General features: G+C 64.2%; 21 protein-coding genes and 1 pseudogene. 8 read left to right on the forward strand and 14 right to left on the reverse strand.

The genetic code is table 11. The annotated features are described in order from the left end of the window. Positions 1-126: 126 nt before the first annotated feature. On the forward strand, positions 127-1041 hold the full coding sequence (locus tag J7302_RS05160; RefSeq protein ID WP_215371412.1) for a glycerophosphodiester phosphodiesterase: 915 nt from the start codon (positions 127-129) through the stop codon (positions 1039-1041). Here J7302_RS05160 and J7302_RS05165 read toward each other — a convergent pair. The 9 genes from J7302_RS05165 to amaB all read right to left on the reverse strand — a co-directional run bounded on the left by J7302_RS05165 (position 1019) and on the right by amaB (position 11859). Then, positions 1019-1783 carry an SDR family oxidoreductase gene (locus tag J7302_RS05165; protein ID WP_215371414.1) on the reverse strand — a complete coding sequence of 255 codons (765 nt, stop codon included), beginning with the start codon at positions 1781-1783 and terminating at the stop codon, positions 1019-1021. The two genes, J7302_RS05160 and J7302_RS05165, sit on opposite strands and share 23 nt — an antisense overlap. Before the next feature lie 535 nt (positions 1784-2318). After that, positions 2319-3257: a bifunctional Delta(1)-pyrroline-2-carboxylate/Delta(1)-piperideine-2-carboxylate reductase gene (gene lhpI / locus J7302_RS05170; RefSeq protein ID WP_215371417.1), complete on the reverse strand. Its 939-nt coding sequence runs from the start codon at positions 3255-3257 to the stop codon at positions 2319-2321. Positions 3258-3359: 102 nt separating this feature from the next. Continuing rightward, positions 3360-4076 carry an ABC transporter ATP-binding protein gene (locus J7302_RS05175; protein WP_215371419.1) on the reverse strand — a complete coding sequence of 239 codons (717 nt, stop codon included), beginning with the start codon at positions 4074-4076 and terminating at the stop codon, positions 3360-3362. Then, positions 4073-4948: an ABC transporter ATP-binding protein gene (locus tag J7302_RS05180; protein ID WP_215371421.1), complete on the reverse strand. Its 876-nt coding sequence runs from the start codon at positions 4946-4948 to the stop codon at positions 4073-4075. Before J7302_RS05180 ends, J7302_RS05175 begins: the two co-directional genes overlap by 4 nt. Then, on the reverse strand, positions 4945-6231 hold the full coding sequence (gene livM, locus J7302_RS05185) for a high-affinity branched-chain amino acid ABC transporter permease LivM (RefSeq protein WP_215371423.1): 1287 nt from the start codon (positions 6229-6231) through the stop codon (positions 4945-4947). The genes J7302_RS05180 and livM overlap by 4 nt, the downstream gene beginning before the upstream one ends. A gap of 2 nt (positions 6232-6233) precedes the next feature. Further along, positions 6234-7148 (reverse strand): ABC transporter permease subunit, encoded by a 915-nt coding sequence (locus tag J7302_RS05190; RefSeq protein ID WP_215371425.1) that lies wholly within the window; start codon positions 7146-7148, stop codon positions 6234-6236. A 374-nt stretch (positions 7149-7522) separates the two neighbouring features. Further along, positions 7523-8644: a branched-chain amino acid ABC transporter substrate-binding protein gene (locus tag J7302_RS05195; RefSeq protein WP_215371427.1), complete on the reverse strand. Its 1122-nt coding sequence runs from the start codon at positions 8642-8644 to the stop codon at positions 7523-7525. Between the two features lie 358 nt (positions 8645-9002). Next, entirely contained in the window at positions 9003-10286 is a 1284-nt protein-coding gene (gene amaA / locus J7302_RS05200; protein ID WP_215371429.1) for an L-pipecolate oxidase, read from the reverse strand. A gap of 82 nt (positions 10287-10368) precedes the next feature. Beyond that, positions 10369-11859, reverse strand: coding sequence for an L-piperidine-6-carboxylate dehydrogenase (gene amaB / locus J7302_RS05205; RefSeq protein ID WP_215371431.1), 1491 nt, complete (start codon positions 11857-11859; stop codon positions 10369-10371). A gap of 219 nt (positions 11860-12078) precedes the next feature. Between amaB and J7302_RS05210 the strand changes: the two genes are divergently transcribed. Both J7302_RS05210 and J7302_RS27105 read left to right on the forward strand, forming a co-directional pair. Beyond that, positions 12079-12978 (forward strand): LysR substrate-binding domain-containing protein, encoded by a 900-nt coding sequence (locus J7302_RS05210; protein ID WP_215371434.1) that lies wholly within the window; start codon positions 12079-12081, stop codon positions 12976-12978. Positions 12979-13234: 256 nt separating this feature from the next. After that, positions 13235-13540: pseudogene (locus tag J7302_RS27105) on the forward strand (transposase family protein); the annotation flags it as partial. A 229-nt stretch (positions 13541-13769) separates the two neighbouring features. Here J7302_RS27105 and azu read toward each other — a convergent pair. Beyond that, positions 13770-14219 carry an azurin gene (gene azu, locus J7302_RS05215; RefSeq protein ID WP_215371436.1) on the reverse strand — a complete coding sequence of 150 codons (450 nt, stop codon included), beginning with the start codon at positions 14217-14219 and terminating at the stop codon, positions 13770-13772. Positions 14220-14337: 118 nt separating this feature from the next. On the opposite strand from azu, the gene J7302_RS05220 reads away from it, so the two are divergent. The 5 genes from J7302_RS05220 (at position 14338) to J7302_RS05240 (ending at position 17123) form a co-directional block, all read left to right on the forward strand. After that, positions 14338-14961 carry a LysE family transporter gene (locus J7302_RS05220; protein WP_215371438.1) on the forward strand — a complete coding sequence of 208 codons (624 nt, stop codon included), beginning with the start codon at positions 14338-14340 and terminating at the stop codon, positions 14959-14961. 251 nt (positions 14962-15212) lie between these two features. Next, a complete protein-coding gene (locus J7302_RS05225; protein WP_215371440.1) occupies positions 15213-15800 on the forward strand; it encodes an LOG family protein in 588 nt (195 codons plus the stop codon). A 52-nt stretch (positions 15801-15852) separates the two neighbouring features. Then, positions 15853-16284, forward strand: a complete 432-nt coding sequence (locus J7302_RS05230) for a DUF3465 domain-containing protein (RefSeq protein WP_215371443.1) — start codon at positions 15853-15855, stop codon at positions 16282-16284. Positions 16285-16300: 16 nt separating this feature from the next. Next, positions 16301-16672, forward strand: coding sequence for a thiol-disulfide oxidoreductase DCC family protein (locus tag J7302_RS05235; RefSeq protein WP_215371445.1), 372 nt, complete (start codon positions 16301-16303; stop codon positions 16670-16672). Between the two features lie 4 nt (positions 16673-16676). Next, entirely contained in the window at positions 16677-17123 is a 447-nt protein-coding gene (locus tag J7302_RS05240) for a GNAT family N-acetyltransferase (RefSeq protein ID WP_215371447.1), read from the forward strand. Between the two features lie 138 nt (positions 17124-17261). On the opposite strand, the gene J7302_RS05245 is transcribed toward J7302_RS05240, so the two are convergent. The 4 genes from J7302_RS05245 to J7302_RS05260 all read right to left on the reverse strand — a co-directional run bounded on the left by J7302_RS05245 (position 17262) and on the right by J7302_RS05260 (position 25094). Continuing rightward, the gene (locus J7302_RS05245; protein WP_215371450.1) at positions 17262-18110 is read right to left on the reverse strand and encodes a mechanosensitive ion channel family protein; all 849 of its coding nucleotides are present in this window, start codon (positions 18108-18110) and stop codon (positions 17262-17264) included. 172 nt (positions 18111-18282) lie between these two features. After that, a complete protein-coding gene (locus J7302_RS05250; RefSeq protein ID WP_215371454.1) occupies positions 18283-19218 on the reverse strand; it encodes a transglutaminase family protein in 936 nt (311 codons plus the stop codon). After that, positions 19218-21716, reverse strand: a complete 2499-nt coding sequence (locus J7302_RS05255; RefSeq protein WP_215371457.1) for a circularly permuted type 2 ATP-grasp protein — start codon at positions 21714-21716, stop codon at positions 19218-19220. The genes J7302_RS05250 and J7302_RS05255 overlap by 1 nt, the downstream gene beginning before the upstream one ends. A gap of 90 nt (positions 21717-21806) precedes the next feature. After that, positions 21807-25094, reverse strand: coding sequence for a transglutaminase family protein (locus J7302_RS05260; RefSeq protein WP_215371460.1), 3288 nt, complete (start codon positions 25092-25094; stop codon positions 21807-21809). Positions 25095-25225: the final 131 nt, after the last annotated feature.

A 25225-nucleotide genomic window follows, 5' to 3' on the forward strand; every position in this document is an offset into this window, starting at 1 on the left:
CGAAATCGCCCCCACGGAAACGCCATCCCATCTCACTCGCTTCCCGCTCGCCTCACCTTCACGTCTTTGTCATAGTCTCCGCGTTTGATTCGGCACGCCCGTCCACGTCTTACGGATAAGAACAACATGAAGCGTCTCGCCCGATTTTTTCTCGCGCCCCTTTTCCTCTTGGTCGTCGCTCTGCTGGCCCTCGCGCTGACCAGCCGGCCGGCTGAGCATCCGCGCGTGCTGGCCGACCTCGGCAACCACCCCCTGGTGATCGCGCATCGTGGCGGTCGCGGCCTCTGGCCGGAGAACACGCTGTTCGCCTTCGAACGTGCCAGCGACCTCAAGGTAGACATGCTGGAAATGGATGTGCGCCGCACGCGCGACGGCGAACTGGTGGTGCTGCACGATGCCGAGGTGGACCGCACCACCAACGGCAGCGGCAAGCTCGCGGACCTGAGCCTGGCGGAAGCGCAGGCGCTGGATGCCGGCTACCGCTGGAGTGCCGACGGCGGCGAGAGCCACCCCTATCGTGGCCAGGGCATCCGCATCCCGACCCTCGCCGAGGTGCTGGAACGATTCCCTGAAAAACCCAAGGTGGTAGAAATCAAGGTGCCGGATATCGGTCTTGAGGAGCAGCTCTGTGACCTGCTGACCGAGCACGGCCAGCGCGACAAGGCGCTGGTGGGCAGCTTCTACGAACGCAGCCTGAAGCGCTTCCGCGAAGTGTGCCCGGAGGTCGCCACCTCAGCGGGACCGACCTCCGTACGCCTGTTGGTAGCGCTGGACTGGATCGGCCTGGGCCGCCTGATCACCCCGTCCTACCACGCCCTGCAGATTCCCGAACACAGTGGCGGTCTGGACGTTGCCACCGCCGGGCTGATGGAGACCGCGCAGCAACGTGGGCTCAACGTGCAGATGTGGACCATCAACGAACAGCCGGCCATGCAGCGCCTGTTGGACATGGGCGCCCATGGCCTGATCACCGATTACCCGGATCGCGCCCTGCAACTGCTCGGACGCTCGACCCGCATCACTTCGCTGAGCGATCGATAGAGAAGCCCGCCCAGGTCTGGCTGACCGGCATCAACTCCAGGCTGTTGATGTTGATGTGCGGCGGTTGCTCCAGCACCCAGTGGATGGTCTCGGCGATGTCTTCCGGCTGGATCGCTTCGGCCCCGGCGTAGGTCGCATCGTACTTCGCCTGGTCGCCACCGAAGCGCACCAGGGAGAACTCGCTTTCGCACAGCCCCGGCTCGATGTTGGTCACGCGCACGCCGGTGCCCACCAGGTCGTTGCGCAGATTCAGCGAGAACTGGCGGACAAACGCCTTGGTGGCGCCATATACGTGGCTGCCCGGATAGGGCCAGGTGCCAGCGATGGAACCGAGGTTGACGATGCCAGCGCCACGGCCATGGGCGATCAGCCGGGGCAACAGCAGGCGTGTGCTGTAGAGCAGCCCCTTGATGTTGGTGTCGACCATGGTGTCCCAGTCATCCAGGTTGCACTTGGGTGCCGGGTCGGTACCCAGCGCCAGGCCCGCGTTGTTGATCAGCCCACGCAACTTGTCGAACTTGGTCGGCAACGTGGCAATGGCCTGCTCCATGCCATGCCGGTCGCGGACGTCAAGTTCCAGGGTATGCACATCGGTCAGTGCCGAGAGCTCATCGCTGAGGGCCTGCAGGCGAGCCGCGCGGCGCCCGGTCAGCACCAGCGACCAGCCAGCCCGGGCAAAACGGCGGGCACAGGCCTCACCAAATCCGGAGGTGGCGCCGGTGATGAAAAGGGTGGAAGTCATGCTGTTCTCCTTGCTCAAGGGTAGGCGGAGCAGCCTCCGCCCACCTGCGAAATGACTCGCATAGGGTACGCCATCCGCACGTGGCTGCGGCACGTGGATAGATTTCGAGCACTTCCCCGCAGGCCTCGCCAAACATGGCCCAGCGCGGTTCCTCCCAAGCTTATCCACAGTTTTGCGCACAGCAGTCGTGGACAAGTCAGTGCGAGTGAAAGTTGTTGCTTTTTTTGCTAAGCCACTGTTTTAGCGGTACATAACTTTAATGATCAATTTTCATACGGCCTGTTGGAGGCGGCCAAACGCGGGAGCTTCCGAAAGCCACCCCCAAGTTATCCACAAAGTGTCCCACAGACTTTGTGGGCAAGGCACATACCGGAGATGTGCCTGAATCCCGTGGGAGCGGATCCATTCACGAAGAGCCGCAGCACGGGCCTATAGACGCCAGGGAGCGCACGCAACGACCTGCGTCGAGGGTGAATTCGCTTCCACAATGAACCTGGCCCCAGGATTATCCCGGACTGGCGTCCGGGATACGGATCTACGCAGGAATTGCGTTCGACAGCAGCAAGCGCGCAGCGATCAGGTCTTCCAGGGCGAACCCTACCGACTTGAACAGCGTGATCTCACTATTGATCTGTCGGTGTCCGCGACCGTGCAACAGGTCGCTCAGCTCGAAGTGGATGTTGTGTTCGGTGATTGCGCCATCGGCGATGGCGAAAAGCAGGTCGCCCGCCTCCTCCAGCGCGCCGGCACGGGTATCGACGACGATGCGCGCACGGGCCACGGCGGCGCTGTCGGTCTCGCGCATGGTCGGCAGGAAAGCACCGACAAGGTCGAGGTGGACGCCGGGCTTGAGCCAGTCACCGAGGATCAGCGGCACCGTGGACGTGGTGACGCAGCTGATGCAGTCGGCCTGTTGGGCGCAGGTTTGCAGGTCGGTCGCCGCATGGGCGGGGTAGCCTTCCTCGGACAGTTGCCTGGCCAGCTCGGCGGCCTTGTCCGGATGGCGCCCCCAGATATCCACACGCTCGTATTGGCGCACCACGCAGTGGGCGCGCACCATGTGCGCGGTCAGGGTGCCGGTGCCTACCACCAGCAGCCGCTTCGCGTCGTGTCGAACCAGCGAACTGGCGGCCAACGCCGAGGCGCAGGCGGTGCGCCGGGCCGTGAGTTCGGAGGCCTCGAGAATGGCCAGCGGTTGGCCGGTAGCATCGTCGAACAGGGTGAACAATGCAGCGACCGAGGGCAGGCCTTTTTCGCTGTTGTGAGGAAACACGGTGACGAGCTTCACGCCGACGCCCTGGCCCGTCTGCCAGACCGGCATGCACAGCAGCGAGGCATCGCCCGGCAGCGCGTGACTCGCCCGCACTGGGGCTTCGCAGGGGTCGGCCAGGCCTTTGCGCAAGGCACCGATCAGCTGTGGATAATCCAACGCAGCGGCGACATCGGCGTTGGTGAAGAAACGCAGGCTTTGCATGGTGAAACTCCTTCGCAGGACGAAGCCCTGTAGTACCTGACTTGCCTCACCCCCGACCCCTCTCCCGAACAGAGAGAGGAGGCAGGCGGGAGTGAGGAAGGTTCAGTGACCGCCGAGATACGCGTTGCGGACTTCCTGGTTACCCAGCAACTCCTCGCCGGAGCCGCTCATGCGGATTTCCCCTGTGACCATCACATAGGCGCGGTCGGAGAGCTTCAGCGCATGGTTGGCGTTCTGTTCGACCAGGAAGATGGTCATGCCGGTCTGCGCCAGCTCGCGCAGGGTCTGGAAGATCTGCTTGACTACGATGGGCGCCAGGCCCAGCGACGGCTCGTCGAGCAGCAGCAACTTGGGCCGGCTCATCAGCGCACGGGCGATGGCGAGCATCTGCTGCTCGCCGCCGGACATGGTCATGGCGCGCTGATTGCGCCGTTCCTTGAGGCGCGGGAACAGCTCGAACATGCGCTGCATGTCTTCATCGGCATGGTCCATGCCGATGGGAATGGTGCCCATCAGCAGGTTTTCCTCCACGCTCATGTCGGGGAACACCCGGCGCCCTTCCGGCGACTGCGCCACCCCGTTGGAGGCGACGAAATGCGCCGAGCGGTGGGTGATGTCAGTGCCGTGATAGATGATCTGTCCGGCCGCGGCACGTGGCTGGCCGAAGATCGACATCAGCAGGGTCGACTTGCCTGCGCCATTGGCGCCGATCAGGCTCACCGTCTCGCCTTCGTTGATATGCAGGCTGACCTTGCGCAGGGCCTGGATTGGCCCGTAATAGACGTCGACGTCCCTGAACTCCAGCATGGGCGCGGTCATGCCACTTCCTCCTCTTCGGCGCCCAGGTAGGCGGCAATCACCTTGGGATCATGACGGATAGCGTGAGGCCCACCGTCGGCTATCACCTCGCCGTGGTCGAGCACCACGATGTAGTCGGAAATGCTCATCACCATGCCCATGTCGTGCTCGATCAGCAGTACGGTCAGTTCATGTTCGTCGCGCAGCTTGCGGATGATGCGGCTGAGCGCTTCAGTTTCGGCCGGGTTGAGACCAGCAGCCGGTTCGTCCAGGCAGATGAGCTGCGGCCGGGTGCACATGGCGCGGGCGATTTCAAGGCGACGCTGCTGGCCGTAGGACAGCTCCCCGGCCAGGCGGTTGGCGCAATCCACCAGGTCCACCACTTCCAGCCAGTAGAAGGCGTGGTTGAGGGCATCTTCCTCGGCCTTGCGGAAGCCCGGGGTGTTGAACACGCCGGCCAGCAGGTTGCGATTGACCCACATGTGCTGGGCCACCAGCAGGTTTTCCACCACCGACATCTCCCGGAACAGACGGATGTTCTGGAAGGTGCGCGCCAGGCCGGCGCGGTTCACCAGGTGAGTACCACCGAACATCTTGTAGTGCAGGCGGCTGGCGAACTGGGCGGGGTTGACGAAGTCGGTCGGCTGGAAGGGCTCGCCAAGTACCTTGATGATGTCGGTGCTACCACCGCGGGTGTTGAGCTGAATGCGCCCGCCGGTGGCCTTGTAGAAACCGGTCAGGCAGTTGAACACCGTGGTCTTGCCGGCGCCGTTGGGGCCGATCAGCGCGGAAATGGAATGGCGCTTGATCTTCAGGCTGACGTCATTGAGCGCCTTGATGCCACCGAAGTGCATCATCAGGTGCTCGACACTGAGGATGTATTCGTCGCTCATGGCGCTACTCCTTTACGCGGGGCGAAGCCACTGCGGCTGATGCGGATCAGTCCGCGCGGTCGCCAGATCATCATCAACACCATGAGCACGCCGAACAGCAGCACTCGATAGTCGGCAAAGGCACGCAGCAACTCGGGGGCGACCGTCAGGACGAAGGCGGCGATCACCACCCCGACGGTGGAGCCCATGCCACCCAGCACCACAATGGCCAGGATCAGCGCCGACTCGAAGAAGGTGAAGGACGAGGGGTTAACGAAGCCCTGGTAGCTGGCGAAGAACACCCCGGCCAGGCCGGCGGTGGACGCACCGATCATGAACGCTGAGAGCTTCACCAGCACGTGGTTCAGGCCCATGGCGCGGCATGCGATCTCGTCCTCGCGCAGTGCTTCCCAGGCACGGCCTACCGGCATGCGGGTCAGGCGGTGCTTGATGTAGAGCACCAGCATCACCACCAGGAAGAGCACGATGTAGATGAACAGGAACTTCAGGTTGGGGTTGTAGGCAACGCCGAAGAACTCGTGGAAGGGCACCCCGCCTTCCTTCGCCCGCCGGCCGAACTCCAGGCCGAGGAAGGTCGGCGCCGGCACCGACATGCCGTTGGGGCCGCCGGTGAACTCAAGCCAGTTGTTCAGCACCAGCCGGATGATCTCGCCGAAGCCCAGGGTCACGATGGCCAGGTAATCACCATGCATGCGCAGCACCGGGAAGCCTAGCAGCGCACCGGCCATCGCGGCCATCAGCGCCGACAGCGGCAGCACGGTCCAGAAGCCCAGGCCCAGGTACTCGTAGCCCAGTGCCAGGCCATAGGCGCCAATGGCGTAGAACGCCACGTAGCCGAGGTCGAGCAGGCCGGCGAGGCCGACCACGATATTCAGGCCCAGGCCCAGAAGCACGTAGATCAGCCCGAGGATCACCACGGTGAGCAGGTACTTGGTGGCCACGAAGGGGAAGAGCACCGCCAGGACCACGATCAGCGGCAGGATCCAGCGCAGCCGGCTCTTGTGACCTGGCGACAGCACGTGCACGCCGGAACCGGCGATCTCGAAGCGCTCGACCATTGCACTGCCCCGGCCCGACTGCAGGTACAGGCTGAGCAGGAAGCGACCGACCATGACGATCCCGGTCATCCAGGCTACACGGGCGAACTCCAGGTTGAAGCTGTAGCCGTCGAGCACCACGCCGACGATGGGGCCGAACACGATCAGCGCCAGCAGGCCGGCGATCACCGCATCCACCAGGCTCTTCTTGATATCGATAGGTTTGCTTGCGATAGCAGAGGACATGCTTACACCTTCGCTACATGCGGACGGCCCAGCAGGCCTTGAGGGCGGAAGATCAGGATCAGCACCAGCAGGGAGAAGCTGAACACGTCCTTGTAGTCGGTGTTCACCATGCCGGAGAACTGCGCCTCGGCGATGCCGAGGATGATGCCACCGAGCATGGCGCCAGGCAGCGAGCCGATTCCCCCCAGCACCGCGGCGGTGAATGCCTTGATGCCGATGATGAAGCCGGCATAGAAGTCGAAGGTGCCGTAGTTCATGGTGATCAGCACGCCGGCCAGGGCGGCCATGGCGGCGCCGATGACGAACACGTAGGAGATCACCCGATCGGTATTGATGCCGAGGATCGAGGCCATCTTGCGATCCTGCTGGGTAGCGCGGCACATGCGGCCGAGCTTGGTGCGCTGGATCACGTAGGTGAGCACGCCCATGCCGATGAAGGCGGCCACCAGGATGAACACCTTGGTGTAGGTGAGTTGCACGAAGCCGTCACCGATGTGGAGCTTGAATGCCCCGTCGAGCAGCGTTGGTACGCCCTGCTGGCGGGCGCCCTGGCTGATCTGCACGTAGTTCTGCAGGATCAGCGACATGCCGATCGCGGAGATCAGCGGCGCCAGACGCGTGGAGTTGCGCAGTGGTTTGTAGGCGATGCGCTCGATCACGAAGCCATACACGCCAGTCACCAGGATGGTGAACAGCAAGGTGCCGAGGATTATCAGCGGGAAGGATTCGAGGCCGAAGAAGGCCAACAGGGCCATGGTGATCGCGGCCAGGTAGGCGGAGATCATGTACACCTCGCCATGGGCGAAGTTGATCATGCCGATGATGCCGTAAACCATGGTGTAACCGATGGCGATCAAACCGTAGACGGACCCGAGGGTCAGCCCGTTGATCATTTGCTGCAGGATAATACCGTCCATCACTCTGTCTCGTCTTTTGGGGGACCGACCTTGGGTTCGGCCGGCTCCCGCGAGTGGAATCAGACGGGCACCACTGAATTACCGTGTCAGATCGGGTAGTCGCCCGCCCGGCTCAGAACCTGCTCACGATTTGCTACGTGCCGGAAGAAACCGTGTTGGAAATAGCCTCGAAATGCTCATTTACAGTTGTAAAATCCGCTTTCTCAGCCATTGCCGCCTAGTTTTTCCATCGCTCGCTAAACCCTGAACAGGCCCTCATCAGAAAAGGACTTCAGCAGTTTCCCGGAATACACCGACCGGCCAGACGCGGGTGGCGCCTGGCCGGTCAGCCGAGTCAACGGTTCGCGGCCCTTTCGGAGCACGCGAGCCGGTCATCACTGCTGGGCGTACTTACCCTTGTCGTCCCACTCGTAGATCACGTAGTCGGAGACTTTCAGGTCGCCCTTGGAATCCCACTCCTTCTTGCCCATCACAGTCTGCACCGGATGGCCCTTCAGCCATGCGCTGGCCTTGGCCGCATCGTTCGCGCCAGCACCATTGAAGCCGGCAGCCAGGGCCTGCAGGGTGGCGTAGGCATACAGCGTGTAGCCTTCGGGTTCGAAGCCGCCAGCGCGGAACTTCTCGATCACCGCCTGGCCGTCAGCAATCTTGCGCGGGTCGGCGCCGAAGGTCATCAGCACACCCTTGGTGTACTGCGGGCCGCCGGCAGTGGTGACCAGTTCGTCGGTAACGATGCCGTCGCCGGAGAGGAACTTGGCGGTCAGGCCCTGCTCGCGCATCTGGCGAACCAGCGGGCCGGCTTCCGGGTGCAGGCCGCCGAAGTAGACGACCTCCGCGCCGGTGGCGCGAATCTTGGTAACCAGGGCGTTGAAGTCCTTCTCGCCACGGGTCAGGCCTTCGTACAGGACTTCCTTGACGCCGCGCTTGGCCAACTGCGCCTTGGTGGCGTCGGCCAGGCCCTGACCGTAGGTGTCCTTGTCATGGATGATCGCGACCTTCTTGGCCTTCAGCACGTCGATGATGTAATCGCCGGCGACGATGCCCTGCTGGTCGTCACGACCACACATGCGGAACATGCCGGACAGACCGCGCTCGGTCACGGCCGGGTTGGTGGAGCCGGGGGTCATCGCGATGATGCCCGCTTCGTCGTAGACCTCGGAAGCCGGGATGGTGGAGGACGAGCAGAAGTGTCCGACCACGGCGATGGCCTTGTCCTGGTCGACCAGACGGTTGGCGACGGATACGGCCTGCTTCGGTTCGCAGGCATCGTCAGCCTTGACCAGCTTGATCTTCTCGCCGTTGATGCCGCCAGCGGCGTTGATGTCCTCGGCGGCCTGGGAAGCACCGCGCCAGTATTGCTCGCCAAAGGAGGCGTTAGCGCCCGTATGCGGGCCAGCGACACCGATTACTACATCAGCCTGTACTACGGAAGAAACGCTCAGAGCGGTGGTAACCGCCAGAGCCAGAAAGCCTTTTCTGAAAATCTTCTGCGACATGGAGTTTTGCTCCTGAGGTTTTTAGGGTTAGCGCTTGTATTCAGCAAGTGGCGTGCCATTAATTCTTGTAGTTGGTTAGCGCCCTGAAAGGCTTATCCCACCTCCTTTGTGCTTATTTTTCTTATTGCAAATCAGTGCCTTACGGAAAAACAAAGAAAACTTGCAGGCACACCAGAAAGCTGCGTGGCATCAGCCTGCCAGCACGATAAGTAACAATAGTCAGGCGGTACTTATCTGCACACCGCCGGTGCGAAAAAGTTACCGTAACGCACTGTTACTGCCCGGTTTTTCTTACCCTCCCCATCCTGCAGGAAGTTACCTGCAGCTTGATAGCTTTTCCTTGCAGTATTTTTGCGATCTAGATCACTACCCGTAGGCACTGGCCCGCGTGATAAAGCGAAAAGCCTGCCTCGTACAATGAACTGCGCAACCCCACCGCAGCCACGGCCCGCATCGGCTGGAAGGGCATCGGCAACACTTTTTCCTCACCGCTCAACAAGTAATTCGCGAACGCCTTGCCGACCACGCTGCCGGTGGTCACGCCGCGGCCGTTGTAGCCGGTGAACGCCAGCAGCCCCGGCGCCGGTTCGTACAGGCGCATCAGGTGGTCGGGGGTAAAGTCGATACAGCCGGTCCAGGTGAACTCCCAATCCACCTTGCCCAGGTACGGGAAGTAGTGGCTCTGGATGCGGTCGGCCCAGGCCCGCAGGAACCAGGCCGGCTTGCGCGAACCGTTGCCCAGGCTGCCCAACAGCAGGCGGCCATCGGCATCGCGACGGATGCTGCTCAGCACCTGGCGGGTATCCCAGGAGCCCTGGCCGCCGGGCAGGATGCGCATTGACGCCTCGCCGGACAGCGGCTTGGAGGCTACCTGGTAGTAGTAACCGGGGAAGAAGTGGCGGCGCAACTCGGTCCACTCGCCTTCCGTGTAGGCATTGGAGGCGATCACCACTTGTGGCGCGCTGACCGAGCCGTGCTCGGTGACGACGCACCAGTTGGCCCCCTGGCGCTCCAGGCGCTTCACGGGCGAATGCTCGAACAGCTGACCACCGAGATAGCGCACGGCACGGGCCAGGCCACGGGCATAGCCCATCGGGTTCAACGTTCCAGCGCGGCGGTCGAGCAGCGCAGCGGCGATCTTGTCGGTGCCGGTGGCTTCGCGGCAGGCAGCGCCGGTCAGCAGCTCCACCGGTGCGCCACGGCGTTGCCACTGCTCGCAACGGCTGGCGAGGTCCGCCTGGCCACGGGCGTTGTGCGCCATGTGCAGGGTGCCTTCGCGGCGCAGTTGGCAGTCGATGTCGTAGCGGTCGACCAGGGAGAACACCAGCGACGGTGCGGCGCCCAGCGTGCGATTGAGGCGGTCGCCCACCTCCTGGCCGAGGCCGGCCTCGATCTCGTCCGGCGGAATCCACAGGCCGGCGTTGACCAGCCCAACGTTTCGCCCTGAGCCGCCATGGCCGGGAGCATGCGCCTCCAGCAGGCAGACTCGCTTGCCCGCTTCGAGCAGGTGCAGCGCTGCGGACAGGCCAGTGAAGCCAGCGCCGATCACGCAGACATCCGCCTTCACCTCGCCATGCAGCACAGGGCCTTCAGGCGGCTGGGGAGTCAGGAATTCCCAGAGACACTCCTGGCGCAGAGTCATGCATGTTCCTTAGGCAAAGCCAGACGTTAAGAGCTTTTACCCCTCTGCCGCGAGCGGGAGAGGGGCTGTTCCTGCCGAAATATCAGTCGAAGGTAATACCCTGTGCCAACGGCAGCTCGTGGGAGTAGTTCACCGTGTTGGTCTGCCGACGCATGTAGGCCTTCCAGGCGTCCGAGCCAGACTCACGGCCACCGCCGGTTTCCTTCTCGCCGCCGAAGGCGCCTCCGATCTCCGCACCACTCGGGCCGATGTTGACGTTGGCGATGCCACAGTCACTGCCGACCGACGACATGAACAGCTCGGCCTCGCGCACGTCGGTGGTGAATACGCAGGAGGACAGGCCTTGCGGCACATCGTTGTTCAGGCGAATCGCCTCAACGAACTCGCTGTAGCCGACGACATAGAGGATCGGTGCGAAGGTCTCGTGGCGCACCACGGCGCTCTGCCCCGGCATTTCGACGATGGCCGGTGACACGTAGTAGCCGTTGGGAAACTGTTCGGCCAGCTGGCGCTCGCCACCGAAGACCTGGCCGCCCTCCGCACGGGCCTGGGCCAGGGCGTTCTGCATGGCGTCGAAACTCTGCTGGTCGATCAGCGGGCCAATCAGATTGCCTTCCAGGGGATGACCGATACGCACCTTGGCGTAGGCCGCCTTGAGGCGCTCAACGATTTCCGCCTTCACCGACTCATGCGCGATCAGGCGGCGCAGGGTCGTGCAGCGCTGACCAGCGGTGCCGACTGCACTGAACAGGATGGCGCGCACGGCCAGGTCCAGATCGGCGCTCGGGGTCAGGATCATGGCATTGTTGCCGCCCAGTTCGAGGATGCTGCGAGCGAAACGCGCGGCCACCTTTGGTGCGACCTCACGCCCCATCCGGGTGCTGCCGGTGGCGCTCACCAGGGCCACGCGCGAGTCGTCCACTAACGCTTCACCGGCCTCGCGGGCACCGATCACAAGTTGACTGAGGTGAGCCGGGGCATCACTGAAATTCTTCGCTACACGCTCGAACAGCGCTTGGCAGGCCAGGGCGGTGAGCGGGGTCTTTTCCGACGGTTTCCATACCACCGGGTTACCGCAGACCAGCGCCAGCGCCGCGTTCCACGACCAGACCGCCACCGGGAAGTTGAAGGCACTGATCACGCCGACCACGCCCAGAGGCTGCCAGGTTTCACGCATGTGGTGGCCAGGGCGTTCCGAGGCGATGGTCAGGCCGTAGAGCTGGCGCGACAGGCCAACGGCGAAGTCGCAGATATCGATCATTTCCTGCACTTCACCCAGGCCTTCCTGGGTGATCTTGCCGGCCTCCCACGACACCAACTCGCCCAGCTCGGCCTTGTGCTGACGCAGCGCTTCACCGTAGAGGCGGATCAGCTCGCCACGACGCGGGGCCGGCACCTTGCGCCAGGCCTCGAAGGCCTGCGCGGCCTGGGCGATCTTCTGCTGCACTTCGGCCCGGCTTTCCAGGCGTACGGTGCCGATGCGGCTGCCGTCGACAGGGGAATGAACAGCGTGATCGCCCTGCTGGTAGAGGGACGAATCGACACCGAGGCGGTCAAGCAATGCAGCAACCATGGGAACTCCTGTCACAGAAAATGGTGGCGCCATATCTGCAGGAGCGAGCTTGCTCGCGAAGCGTTCGCCAGCACGCTGGCTCCTGCAGATCAGAGCCAAGTCGGAATGACACCAGTATTAGCCGCACAGGGGGGTTGCCAACAAACAACCTTTCCTCCACATATCATTCCGGAAATTCATAAAACGGCCTGCATGGCTAACGCGACCTAGAGAAACCCGATGCTCAAACGCCACATGCCTTCGATCACCGCCCTGCAATGCTTCGAGGCGGTGGCCCGGCACCTCAGTTTCACCCGCGCCGCACAAGAGCTGAGCCTGACCCAGAGCGCCGTGAGCAAGCAGGTGGCGCAGCTCGAGGAGCTGCTCCAGCACCTGCTGTTCCGTCGCGTGCGCCGGCGCCTGCAACTGACCCCCGCCGGCTCGCTGTACCTCACCGAGGTGCGCAAGATCCTCGCCCAGGTGGAGATGTCCACCCACTACATGCTGTCCTACGGCGGCGACACCGAAGTGCTGCGCGTGGCGACTCCACCCACGTTCGGTGCGCGCTGGCTGATCCCCCGGCTCAAGGGCTGGCGCATGCGCCACCCGAACATTCACCTGGACCTGCGCAACGAACTTGAGCCCGACGCCCTGGCCCAGGGCCGCAGCGACGTGGCCTTTTTCTTCGGCCAGGGCGCCTTGCCCGGTGCCGAGTGCATCCGTCTGTTCAGCGAGGAAGTGGTACCGGTCTGCGCCCCCAGCGTGATGCCCGCCACCCCTTTCACCGAGCCGACCCAGCTCACCGAGTTGGTCCTGCTGCAGAACGCCACACGGCCGGAGGCCTGGCACGAATGGTTCCTCAGCCAGGACCGCCACACCGAGCACAGCTACCACGGGCCGCGCTTCGACACCTCCTATATGTGCATCCGCGCAGCCCAGGCCGGCTGCGGCGTGGCCCTGCTGCCGCGCTTCCTGGTGGAGGAGGAACTGGCCGAAGGCAAGCTGGTGATTCCCTGGGACCACCCCATGCCGAGCCGCAACGCCTACTACCTCGCCTACCCCGAACACGTAGCCGAAGTGCCCAAAGTGCGTGACTTCGTGCGCTGGATGCTGGAGCAGCTGGACGCTGAAACCTTGTAGGTCGGCGCGCTTTTTGTGCGGGCGAGTTCATACGCCCCTACAGAGAAGCCCAGACATCCCATCAGGAAAAAACGGAATGAATCCGTCCGCGTTTCCCGTTTAGCCCGACGCCGGCGCGCAGCCTGGATAGCCCGGATACCCCACGCCCAACAAAAAAGGTTCTTCGCAGAATCGGGGGGAAGAGCGAGTTGACAGTCGGGGAAGTGGGTAAATTGGCAATCGCCAAACATCCCAACCCCCACCCCCTGCTGCCACCGTGCATCCTATTGATCTGGCCCCTTTCTGGCCAGGCTACGAGGTCGTCGCCTGTCGCCAATCCACTCACGACACCCTGCTGATCAGTCTTGAACCCCAAACCGAGCGCTTCCCGATTTGCGGCCGCTGTGCCAAACCCAACCTGTTGATCCACGAGCAGCAGCACATCCGCCAGGTGCGGGATCGTGACCTGCAGGATCAGCGCGTCCTGCTGCAACTGCCGGTGCGTCGCGTCGACTGCCTGTACTGCGGACGCGTATCCGAGCGGATCGACTGTCTGGCGCCGGCTTCCCGCCTTCCCCGGAAAGCAGCCTGCAACACCTCCTTGGCGGACTTGTCGGGCGGAGTGAATCGAAGGCGCGCGAAACCTTGTAGGAGCCAGCTTGCTGGCGAATGGCGCATGTTCGCCCGCAAGCTGGCTCCTACGGAGAGAGTACCGGCTATCCGGCTGTCAACTCGCATCTCCCCCAGATTCCGCGATGAACCACAAAAAAGGCCGCGTCAAAGAGCGGCCTTCTCATACTCATCGGGTTCGGTCAGTCGACCAGGGCCAAGGTGCCCTTCATCATCGAAACATGGCCCGGGAACGAGCAGAAGAACTCGTAGCTCTCGCCCGCAGCCAGCTTGGCCACGTCGAAGCTCACCGAATCCGTCTCACCACCGCCGATCAGCTTGGTGCGGGCGATGATGCGCGCGTCATCGGCCTTCAGGTAATCCTTGTCGACACCAGCGGTCATGCCCTCGGTGGCGATCGCCTGGGCATCAGCCGTCTTGCTCAGGACCCAGTTGTGCCCCATCACGTTCTTTGGCAACTTGCCAACGTGCTTGAGGTTTACGGTGAAGGTCTTGCAGCTCTTGCTGACCGTGACTTCCTTGGTGTCGAAGGTCATCTGGTCCGTACCTTGCACATCCACGGAACATTCAGCAGCCAGCAGAGGTGCACTGGCCAGGGCCAGCACGGATGCAACGACGAGCTTGCGAATCATGGGAGTCTCCTTGGCAGTCTGGGCAACCCGCCCAGAACGGGAGACTGCCCCATTCGCGTGTGAGTTCCCATGACCTGTGGCAACAGGTCGCGACCCCGAACACAAGGAACCTGCCCCCATGCTGTCCTTCTTCATCGCCGCCGTGCTCCTCGGTTTCATCTTCAACGCGGCACCCGGCGCGGTGTTCAGCGAAACGCTGCGGCGCGGCCTGCGTGACGGCTATCGCCCGGCGCTGATGGTGCAGATCGGCTCCCTGGTCGGAGACGCCACCTGGGCGGCGCTTGGCCTTACTGGCCTCGCCCTGCTGCTGGACAGCGCCGCCGTGCGCTACCCGCTGACCGTGGCCAGTGCCCTGTATCTCGGTTGGCTCGGTCTGCAGTCACTGCGAGACGCCCACCGTCCGACGCAGCCTTCGGGGGACGAAAGCAGCGCCAGCGGCGGTGCCTTCGCTGCCGGTGCCGCGCTCTCGCTGACCAACCCGCAGAACATCGTCTACTGGGCCGCCATGGGCGGGGCGATGGCGGCAGTGGGCGTGGCCCAGCCGACACCGCTGCACCTGGCGGTGTTCTTCGGCGGCTTCATGCTCTCCTCGCTGCTCTGGTGCTTCATCTGCGCCGGCCTGGTGGATTGGTTCCGCCGCGCCGCCTCGACCCTCTGGCACCGCCTCACCTATCTGGCCTGCGGCCTTTGCCTGCTGGGCCTGTCCGGGATGACGGCCGTCGAATTGTTGAAGCTGGCCTGAGCTATCGGCTCCATCGAGAGGATCAACGGGCCGGACCATCGGCGTAGCCCTAGCATGGCGGCATCCACCGTTGAGGAGAACGCCATGAACTTCCTGAAAAACCTGCTTGCTGCCTACGCCGCAGGTGCCTGTGGTGCTGCGGCAGAATGAGCGTCCCCGCACGACCGTTCGGAAGCTGACCGTACACACAGCTTGGAGGCCAAGGTCGAAGCCGGTACTCTTGCGCGCTTTTTTCGCTCCAGGAGTCCCCCATGTCCTTGCGTTCCGTCTGCGTGTTCTGCGGCGCCAGCCCCGGTGCCAAGCCGATCTACCGTGAAGCCGCTGCCCTGCTGGGTCATACCCTGGCCGAGCGTGGCCTGACCCTGGTCTACGGTGGTGGCGCAGTCGGGCTGATGGGCACGGTGGCGGACGCTGCACTGGCTGCGGGCGGCGAGGTGATCGGGGTGATTCCGCAGAGTCTGATGGATGCCGAAATCGGCCACAAAGGCCTGACCCGCCTGGAAGTGGTGGACGGCATGCACGCGCGCAAGGCCCGCATGGCGGAGCTGAGCGATGCTTTCATCGCCCTGCCCGGCGGCCTCGGCACCTTGGAAGAACTGTTCGAAATCTGGACCTGGGGCCAGCTCGGCTACCATGACAAACCGCTGGGTCTGCTGGAAGTGAACAGCTTCTACGACAAGCTCACCGACTTCCTCGATCATCTCGTGGAAGAGCGCTTCGTCCGCGACCAACACCGCGGCATGCTGCAGGTCGGCGGCCACCCATCGACCCTGCTCGACCGCCTGGAAACCTGGCGCCCCAGCAGCGCGCCGAAGTGGGTCGACCGCAAGCCAAACTGATCAGGAACCGTCTGGTCCCACCTGGCTGGGCTTCGCACAGGACGCTGCGTTGATGAAAAAGCTTCTGTTGGTGCTCTTGATCGGCTTCGGCCTCTACGGAGTCCTCGACAAGCAATCGCACCTTTTCTCCCCTGTTGAGCAGCTCGCGCCTTCTGACGGCCAACTGCGTGAAGCCTTCGAGCAACGTCGTAGCAACCTGCAGGTGGAGGGCAGCGGCGTGGTGGCCAAGGTCCTGCGCGATGACCAGAAGGGCAGCCGGCACCAGCGTTTCATCCTGCGCACGACCGATGGACTGTCGCTGCTGGTGGCGCACAATATCGATCTGGCTCCGCGCGTCGAGGGTCTGAGCGAAGGGGATGAAATCATCTTCTTCGGCGAGTACGAGTGGAACGACAAGGGCGGTGTGATCCACTGGACCCACCACGATCCCCAAGGCCGTCATGTTGGCGGCTGGCTCAAGCACAAGGGCCGTACCTACCAATAGCGAGGCGGTGACGCCGATGGCCGGGAAAGGACGGATCAAGGTCTACTACAACAGCGCCTGCCCGGTCTGCAAAGCCGGCATCGACGGCCAGAAGGGCAAGACCACCGCCTGCCCGGTGGAGTGGACTGACATCCACCGGGACAACGCCGCTGTCGGCGAGATCGGGGAGAACCTGGAATACGTCCGCGAACGCCTGCACCTGGTGGACGAACATGGCGTGAAGCACATGGGCATGGACGCCTTCATCGTGCTCTGGCGGTACTCTCCTCGCGAGGCGTGGAAAGCACGGTTGTTCTCCTTGCCTCTGGTCCACGGCCTCGCCCAACTGGCCTACAAGGCCTTCGCTCGGCTGCTCTATCGCTGGAACAAAGCCAAGCACCACTGGTGATCCCATGCCCCATCGTGTCGAAGCCCTCCTCACGCTCACGACTGCCGACCGCCAGCGCCTGGTGGAGGTCTGGGAAAGCGCCGTGCGCGCCACCCATCACTTTCTCACCGAGGATGACATCCAGTTCTTCAAACCCCTGGTGCGCGACGCTTACCTGGACACGGTCAAGCTCGCCTGCGTTCGCGACGGTGAGGGCCGTATCACCGGATTCATCGGTACACACAAGATCGGCGTGGAAATGCTCTTCGTGGACCCGGCGCAGCACGGCTACGGTATCGGCCGCAGCCTACTGCGCCATGCCCTGGATCAGGGAGCATCGCAGGTCGATGTGAACGAACAAAACTCGCAGGCAGTGGGCTTCTACCAGCACATGGGCTTCGAGATCGCCAGCCGCTCGAAGGTCGATGGCCTGGGCAAGCCATTTCCGATCCTGCACTTGCGCCTGGCCTAGTCTTACGCGGGAACAGCTTGTGGGGGCGAATTCATTGGCGATATCCCAGTCAAGTGTTGCAACTGGCTGCATTCCCCTCACTCCCAGCCCTCTCCCGATGGGAGAGGGGTTGGCAGGTGCAAGAGAGTATTAGGTGCCCTACCCCTGCGCCTGTTGCACGATCACGGTCTGGGCCGGCATCGGTGCGGGGAAGTCGGCGCCCAGGGCGTCCTTGATGATGCGATTGGTATCGAAATACACCTGCCAGTAGTTGTCGTTGTGGCAGTGAGGGCGCACAGCCAGCACCGGACCGACCAGGTTGAACTCGAGGATCTCCACATCCACCGGCGGGTCGCTGAGCACATTGGGAACAGCTGCAATGCGCTGTTTGAGGACCGCGATGGCTGCCTGGTAATCGGCAGCACCGGACAGCTGGGCCTTCAGCTCAACGCGGCGGAAGGCGTTATGCGTATAGTTCTGGATGTTGTCGCTGAAGATCTTGTTGTTGCCCACCAGGGTCATCACGTTGTCCGGCGTATTGATCGCGGTGGCAAACAGGCCGATTTCCTTGACAGTGCCAGTCACACCCCCAGCGCTGATGAAGTCGCCGACCTTGAACGGTCGCAGCACGATGATGAAGCCACCCGCCGCCAGGTTGGCCAGCAGGCCCGACCAGGCCATGCCGATGGCCAGGCCCACCGCAGCGATGAGCGCCGCCAGGCTGGTGGTCTGGATGCCGAAGTAGCCGAGGATGCCCACCACCAACAGGATGTTCAGGGTCACCGTGATGAAGGAGCCGACGTAACGCAGCACGGTAGGATCGACTTTCTGCCGCTCGAGTGAGCGCTGCACCAGGCCGACGGCAAAGCCGATCAGCCAGCGACCGACCACCCAGAAGGCGATTGCGACAAGGATCTTGATGCCGAAGGTGGTCGCGTATTGCGTGACCATGGTCATGAACGCGCTGACCTTCTCCGTACCTACGTTGACGATGTTCGTTTCATCCATGGCAAAGCACCTGCAGGAGAGAAGTGACCCGGGAAAAGCTAGCACGGCCTCAGCAAAGTGCCCGGTGCCCCCCCGTAGGAGCGAGCGAGGGGGACGCCGAGTTCTTGCTCGCGAACAGCCTGAGGCACGTCGGTTCGCGAGCAGGCTCGCTCCTACAAGATTATCCGGCGAGTCAGACCGCCAGTTCCCACAGCGGCATGACCGTCACCCGTACCTCGGGGTCGTGGTTACCGCCGCCGAGGATGACCCCGCGCAGGGGCGAAACATCGGAGAAGTCGCGGCCCCAGGCCAGGGTGATGTGTTCCAGGTTCGGCAGGATGTTGTTCGTAGGGTCGAAATCCACCCAGCCATTGTGCGGGCAGTAGACCGACACCCAGGCGTGGGACGCGTCGGCGCCGATCAGGCGGGGCTGGCCGGGGGGCGGCTGGGTCAGCAGGTAGCCGCTGACATAGCGCGCTGCCAGGCCGCGGGAGCGCAGACAGGCGAGCATCAGGTGGGCGAAGTCCTGGCAGACACCTCGGCGGCGCTCCAGCACTTCGGTCAGGGGCGTCGCCACCTGGGTGGCTTCGGCATCGAAGGCGAACTCGCTGAAGATCTTCTCCATCAGCGCCGCCGTGCCTTGCAGTAACGGCCGGCCAGCCGGGAAGCAGCCGGCGGCGAACTCGGCGAACTGGCGTTTGATGCGCACGTAGGGCGACTCGACACGGAAGCGACACGCCTCCAGCTCGGCAGATGTCAGCGCGCGACCGGTATAGGCCAGGGTTGCCGGAACCTGCTCCCAGGCCGGTGAAGCAGCAAGATCCAATGGCCCATGGGGCAGCACTTCCACCTGCAGGCGCGTGTTGACCTGCAGCTCGTCATGGGGCCGTTCGAATGCGAGGCGCGTCAGCGGGTTGCCGAACACGTCGAGCACATCGTGGCGCAGCGTCGGCTCGGGGTTGATCAGCAGTTCACGGCCGGTGCAGAACTGCCACGGGCAGTCGCGCGGCCAGAGGTGCAGCAACTGCTGCGACAGCGAAACCGCCGCCGAATAGTGGTAATGGGTGTCATGGAACACCTGGTAGCGAGCGCCCTGGGCAGGGGCGATGGCGTGGGCTTGCGCGTGCATCAGGTGGATACCGTTTGCTGGCTGACGTCGTCGACGTGGGCAAAATAGCGCAATCCGAGGCGATCGGAGACCTGTCCGACGTTCTGTGCGATCTCCCGCAGGAGGCCTGAGAGGCCCGTGAGCACTTCGTCCAGGCTGTCTTCGCCGAACAGCGGGTTCTCCAGAGTGCCGAGGTCGAAGGCCAGCAGACGCCCAATCAGGCCGCTGAGCACCAGCTCCTGCGGGGCGCCGAACTCCAGGTGCAGGCGCCCCAGGGAGCGCTCCAGGGCTTGTAGCTGGAAGCGCAGGGCGTGCGGGTTCTGCTCATGCAGCAGGAGCAGGTCCAGGACCGGGATCAGCTGCGGCGAGGCCAGGTAGCGCGAGCGGTAGGTGATGGTGCTGTTACCCAGCTCCAACAGCCATTCGAGGGCTACGGGATCCCAGGCGGCGCCGCCTTCGAGGAAGCCGGCGATGCTTTCGGCGAAGAACTGTACGCGCTCGATACGCCGGCCGATCATCAGGAAGCGCCAGCCGTCGTCGCGTGTCATGTCGTCGAGGGCGAAGCCGGACAAAGCCGCCAGCGACATCAGCAAGCGGTTGAGGAAGTCCAGCGCCTCGCCAAGGTCCGTTCGCTCGGGGTCCAGCGCCTGAGCCTCGCGGTGCAGCTCCAGCACCGCGTGCCAGTTCTCTCGCGACAGGCGCCCGCGCACCTGGGCTGCTGCCCAGTGCAGGCGGCGCAGGTTCGCGCTGACGCTGCTCGGCCACTCATCATCGAGCAGGGCGGCCAGCAAGCGCTGGTCCAGCGGCTCGTCGCCCTTGGGCAGCAGGCCGATGGCCGCTGCCAGTTGCAGCGCCGATTGCAGCGCCTGCTCGTCGCCATCGGCGTCGACATAGCGCGACAGCACCACTCGCAACAGCCGCGCGCCGTCGTCGCAGCGCTCGCCATAGCGGCCGAACCAGTAGAGGTTTTCCACCACCCGCGAGGGCAGGTAAGGGTCCTGGCGGATCAGGTCGCGCACGCCGAGGGTGCGCGGGCGCAGCGGTTCGCCGGCCACGGGGCGATCAGCCAGCACCCAGGTGTCCTTGCTGGCGCCACCGCGCTGCATGGAGACCACTTCGGCATCAGCCTCCGAGGCCACCCGCGTAAGCCCGCCGGGCATGACCCAGTAATTCCCGTCACTGCCGGCCACGGCGAACACACGCATGCCGATGGCACGCGATTGCAGTTCGCCACGCTCGTTATCGCCCTGCCACACCGGTGCCTGGGAAAGCTGCGCCATGCGCTGGGTAACATAGGCATGGGGATGCGCCCGCAGGCGCTTGCGCAGCGCGGCCTGGGCATCGGCGTCGAGGGCATGACCGAACAGCGGCTCGAAGCTCTGCGAGGGGAAGGCCGGTTTGACCACCAGGCCATCCAGGTTTTCCAGCGCCCGATCGAGCACCTGCGGTTGGCCGCACCAGCTGGTGGCGACCGAGGGCAATGACAGGTCCTCGCCGAACAACCGCTGGCTGATACGCGGCAGGAAGCCGAGCAGACCCGGCGATTCCAGCACGCCGCTGCCCAGGGCATTGGCCACCAGCACGCGCCCCTGGCGCACTGCGTCCAGCAGGCCGGGCACGCCCAGGGCCGAGTCGGTGCGCAGTTCCAGCGGGTCGCAATAATCATCATCAAGGCGACGCAGCACCGCGTGCACGCGTTTCAGGCCGCCGAGCGTCTTGAGGTAGAGGGTGGCGTCACGCACCGTCAGGTCGTGCCCTTCCACCAGTGGGAAACCGAGCTGGCGCGCAAGGTAGAGGTGCTCGAAGTAGGTTTCGTTGAAGCGTCCCGGGGTCAGCAGCACCACCAGCGGCGTCTCGCCGTCGCTAGGGGCCTGGCGGATCAGGGTTTCCTGGAGCGTACGAAAGTAACCGGCGAGGTACTGCACGCGCAGGTCGCGGTACAGCTCGGGCAGCGCGCGGGAGACGATCTGCCGGTTTTCCAGCGCGTAGCCGGCGCCGGAGGGCGCTTGGGTCCGGTCGGCAAGCACATGCCAGCGGCCGTCGGCGTCACGAGCCAGATCCACCGCATAGCTGTGCAGGAAGATGCCACCGGGTGGCTGCACGCCCTGGCAGGGCCAAAGGAAGTTGGGATGGCCAAAGACCAGTTCGCTGGGCAAAAGCCCTTCGGCCAATAGGTGCTGCTCGCCATAGAGGTCGGCCAGCACGGCGTTTAGCAGATGCGCACGCTGCGCCACACCGGCGGCGATGGGTTGCCAATCCTCGGCCGAAAGCAGGTTGGGCAGCAGGTCCAGCTCCCAGGGGCGGTCAGTACCCTTGGGGTCGGCGTAGACGTTGTAAGTGACGCCGTTCTCCTGGATCTGCCGCGCCAACAGCTCCTGGCGCTGGCGCAGCTGCGCCGGGCTGCTGCGTACCAGCTGCTGGAACAGGCGCTGCCAGTGTAGGCGCACCGATCCATCGGCATCCAGCAGTTCGTGGTAGGCCGCGGGGGTCAGCGGGTAGTCGGCTAGCAGGTCGGACATCGAAGGCTCGGCAGAGTGGAGGCTTGAACACTTTAGCGGACGGCGAAGCGCCCGGTCAGGCAATCGCCGACCGGACTCTGTTCGTTGGCCCTAGATGCGGCGCAGGTCCAGGGTCATCGGCAGCTCATCATTGACCCTGGGCTGGCTCACTTCGAGCTTGCCCGGAGTGTGCCCATGGCGGAAGAAGCGCGCCAGGCGCCGACTCTCGGCCTCATAGGCATTCACCGGGAAGCTGTCGTAGCTGCGCCCGCCAGGGTGGGCTACATGGTACTGGCATCCGCCGAGCGAGCGCTGCATCCAGGTATCGACGATGTCGAACACCAGCGGCACCTGTACGCCGATGGTCGGCTGCAGGCAGGAGGCCGGCTGCCAGGCGCGGTAGCGTACTCCGGCGACGAACTCGCCGACCCGACCGGTGGGTCTTAGCGGCACTGGTTCACCGTTGCAGGTCACCACGTAACGGTCCGGCGCCATGCCGGTGACCTTGAGCTGCACCCGCTCAAGCGAAGAGTCCACGTAGCGCACGGCACCCCCCACGGCCCCCTCCTCGCCCAGTACATGCCAAGGTTCCAGGGCCTGGCGCAACTCCAGGTCGATACCCTTCACCGAATAGTCGCCGTATTTGGGGAAACGGAACTCGAAGTGTGGGGCGAACCATTCGGCGCGCAGCGGATAGCCTGCCGTATTGAACTCGTGGACCACGTCTTCGAAGTCCTGCTGGACAAAATGCGGCAACAGGAAGCGATCGTGCAGCTCCGTACCCCAGCGCGCCAGCTTGGGCGGTTGGTAGGGCTCATCCCAGAAGCGCGCCACCATGCCGCGCAGCAGGAGCTGCTGGGCCAGGCTCATGCGTGCGTGGGGTGGCATCTCGAACGCCCGCAGCTCCAGCAGGCCCAGACGGCCAGTGCTGCTGTCCGGCGAGTAGAGCTTGTCGATGCAAAACTCGGCGCGGTGGGTGTTGCCGGTGACGTCTACCAGCAGGTTGCGCAACAGCCGATCCACCAGCCAGGGCGGACAGTCGGCGCCTGGCTCGGGCATCTGCTGGAAAGCGATTTCCAGCTCGTAGAGGGCATCGTTGCGCGCCTCGTCCACCCGTGGAGCCTGGGAGGTTGGGCCGATAAACAGGCCGGAGAAGAGGTACGACAGCGACGGGTGGTTGTGCCAGTAACTGATCAGGCTACGCAGCAGGTCGGGGCGGCGCAGGAAAGGGGAGTCCGCCGGGGTAGCGCCGCCGAGCACGAAATGGTTGCCACCGCCGGTGCCCACATGGCGGCCGTCGACCATGAATTTCTCACTGGAAAGGCGGGATTTGCGGGCCGCCTCGTAGAGGAACTCGGTGCGCTCCACCAGCTCTTCCCAGTTGGCCGAGGGGTGGATGTTCACCTCGATCACGCCCGGGTCCGGGGTAACGCGGAAATTGACCAGCCGCGGATCGCTGGGCGGCTCGTAGCCTTCCAGCAATACCGGGCAGCCAAGCTCACCGGCAGTAGCCTCGATAGCCGCCACCAGCTCCAGGTAGCTTTCCAGCTCGGCCAGCGGCGGCATGAACAGGTACAGCCGCCCCTCGCGCGGCTCGGCACAGAGCGCCGTGCGGGTGATCCAGCCAGCCGATTGGTGCCGCTGCGGCTCGCGCTCGCCGGAGCGAGCCTGCGGTCCTCCCTCGCGCAGTTGCTGGCGGAGCTGCGCGGCTTGGCGCAGAGGCGGGAATGCCTGGCCAGGGTCGGCGGGATTGACATAGGGATAATCGGCCTCGCGAGCCCATGGTTGAGAGTCCAGTGGCAGGCGATAGCCCAAGGGCGAATCGCCGGGAATCAGCCGGCAATACTCGTCGCGCAGGAACCAGCGGCCGCTTTCCCACGCATTGCCGTCGGGACTGCGCGCCAGCGGCAGGACCTGGCCGACCACCTCGCCCAGGCCTCGCTCGAACACCTTGCGCAGGCGCTCGCGCTCCAGTGGGTCCGCCAGACGAGCATCCTCGGGGGTGACGTTTGCCGGCAGCTTGCGCTCGCGCCAGAGGTAGTAGAACCAGTCCTCAAAGGCCGGAAACAGGGACTCCCCGGAAAGCCCCAGGCGGCCGGCGACGCTACGGAGAAAGCGTGCCGCCAGGTCATTGTCGGCACCGTAACTGCGCGATTCGTCCGCGTGGAGCTCCGGCTCCTGCCAGATCGGCTCGCCATCGCGGCGCCAGTAGCAGTTCAGGGACCAGCGCGGCAGCTGCTCGCCGGGGTACCACTTGCCCTGGCCGAAGTGCACTAGGCCTTCAGGGGCGTAATGCCCGCGCAGGCGATGGAATAGCTCGGCGGCCAGGCGGCGCTTGTTCGGTCCCAGGGCGGCAGTGTTCCACTCGGGGTCATCGGGGTAGTCGATGGCGATGAACGTGGGCTCGCCGCCCATGGTCAGGCGCACGTCCCCGCGCGCGAGGTCAGCGTCGATGCGTTCGCCCAGCGCACGGATCGCCTGCCACTGCTCCTCGCTGTAGGGCTTGGTCACCCTTGGCGCTTCCCAGACCCGCTCGACGCGCATTTCATGGGAGAACTCGCATTCGGACTCGTCCACACCACCTGTGATCGGAGCCGCCGAGGACGGCTCCGGGCTGCAGGCCAGGGGGATGTGGCCTTCGCCGGCGAACAGGCCGGAGGTGGGGTCCAGGCCGATCCAACCCGCGCCCGGCAGGTACACCTCGCACCAGGCATGCAGGTCGGTGAAGTCCACTTCAGTACCACTGGGGCCATCGAGGGATTTCTGGTCAGCGGTGAGCTGAATCAGGTAGCCGGACACAAAGCGCGCCGCCAGACCAAGGTGACGCATCAGTTGCACCAGTAGCCAGGCGGAGTCGCGGCAGGAGCCGGAAGCCTTTTCCAGGCTTTCCTCAGGCGTCTGCACGCCAGGCTCCATGCGGATCAGGTAGCGGATATCCCGGGCCAGACGTTGGTTCAGCGCCACCAGGAAGTCGACGCTGCCCTTGGGCGTGAGGTCGATGCCGGCCAGATAGTCGGCGAACAGCGGCGTGGCCGGCAAGCAACTCAGGTAAGGCGCCAACTCACGCCGCTCATCGGCGGTGTAGGTGAAGGGAATCTGCTCGGCATAGGGCTCGAGGAAGAAATCGAAGGGGTTGAACACCGCCATTTCGGCGACCAGGTCTACCTCGACCTTCAGCTCCCGGGTTTTCTCCGGGAACACCAGACGCGCCAGGTAGTTGCCCTGCGGATCCTGCTGCCAGTTGATGAAGTGCTTGCCAGGCGCCACTTTCAGCGAATAGCCGAGGATCCGCGTACGGCTGTGGGGCGCAGGACGCAGACGGATGATCTGCGGACCGAGATTGACCTCCCGGTCGTAGCGATAGTGAGTGACGTGATGCAGTGCGACATGGATCGACACGGCGGGCCTCCTGCGAGCCTGGGCGATATCCGGGAGCGCGCAAGACTTGTGCCAGCCCCCAAGTATGGATTTGCGGCGGTTCCGACCCTTGAGGGCACCAGGACGGGGCCACATCTGCCCCCTGACGACCC

The sequence above is a fragment of the Metapseudomonas boanensis genome (genome assembly GCF_018704125.1).
GTDB classification, from domain to species: domain Bacteria; phylum Pseudomonadota; class Gammaproteobacteria; order Pseudomonadales; family Pseudomonadaceae; genus Metapseudomonas; species Metapseudomonas boanensis.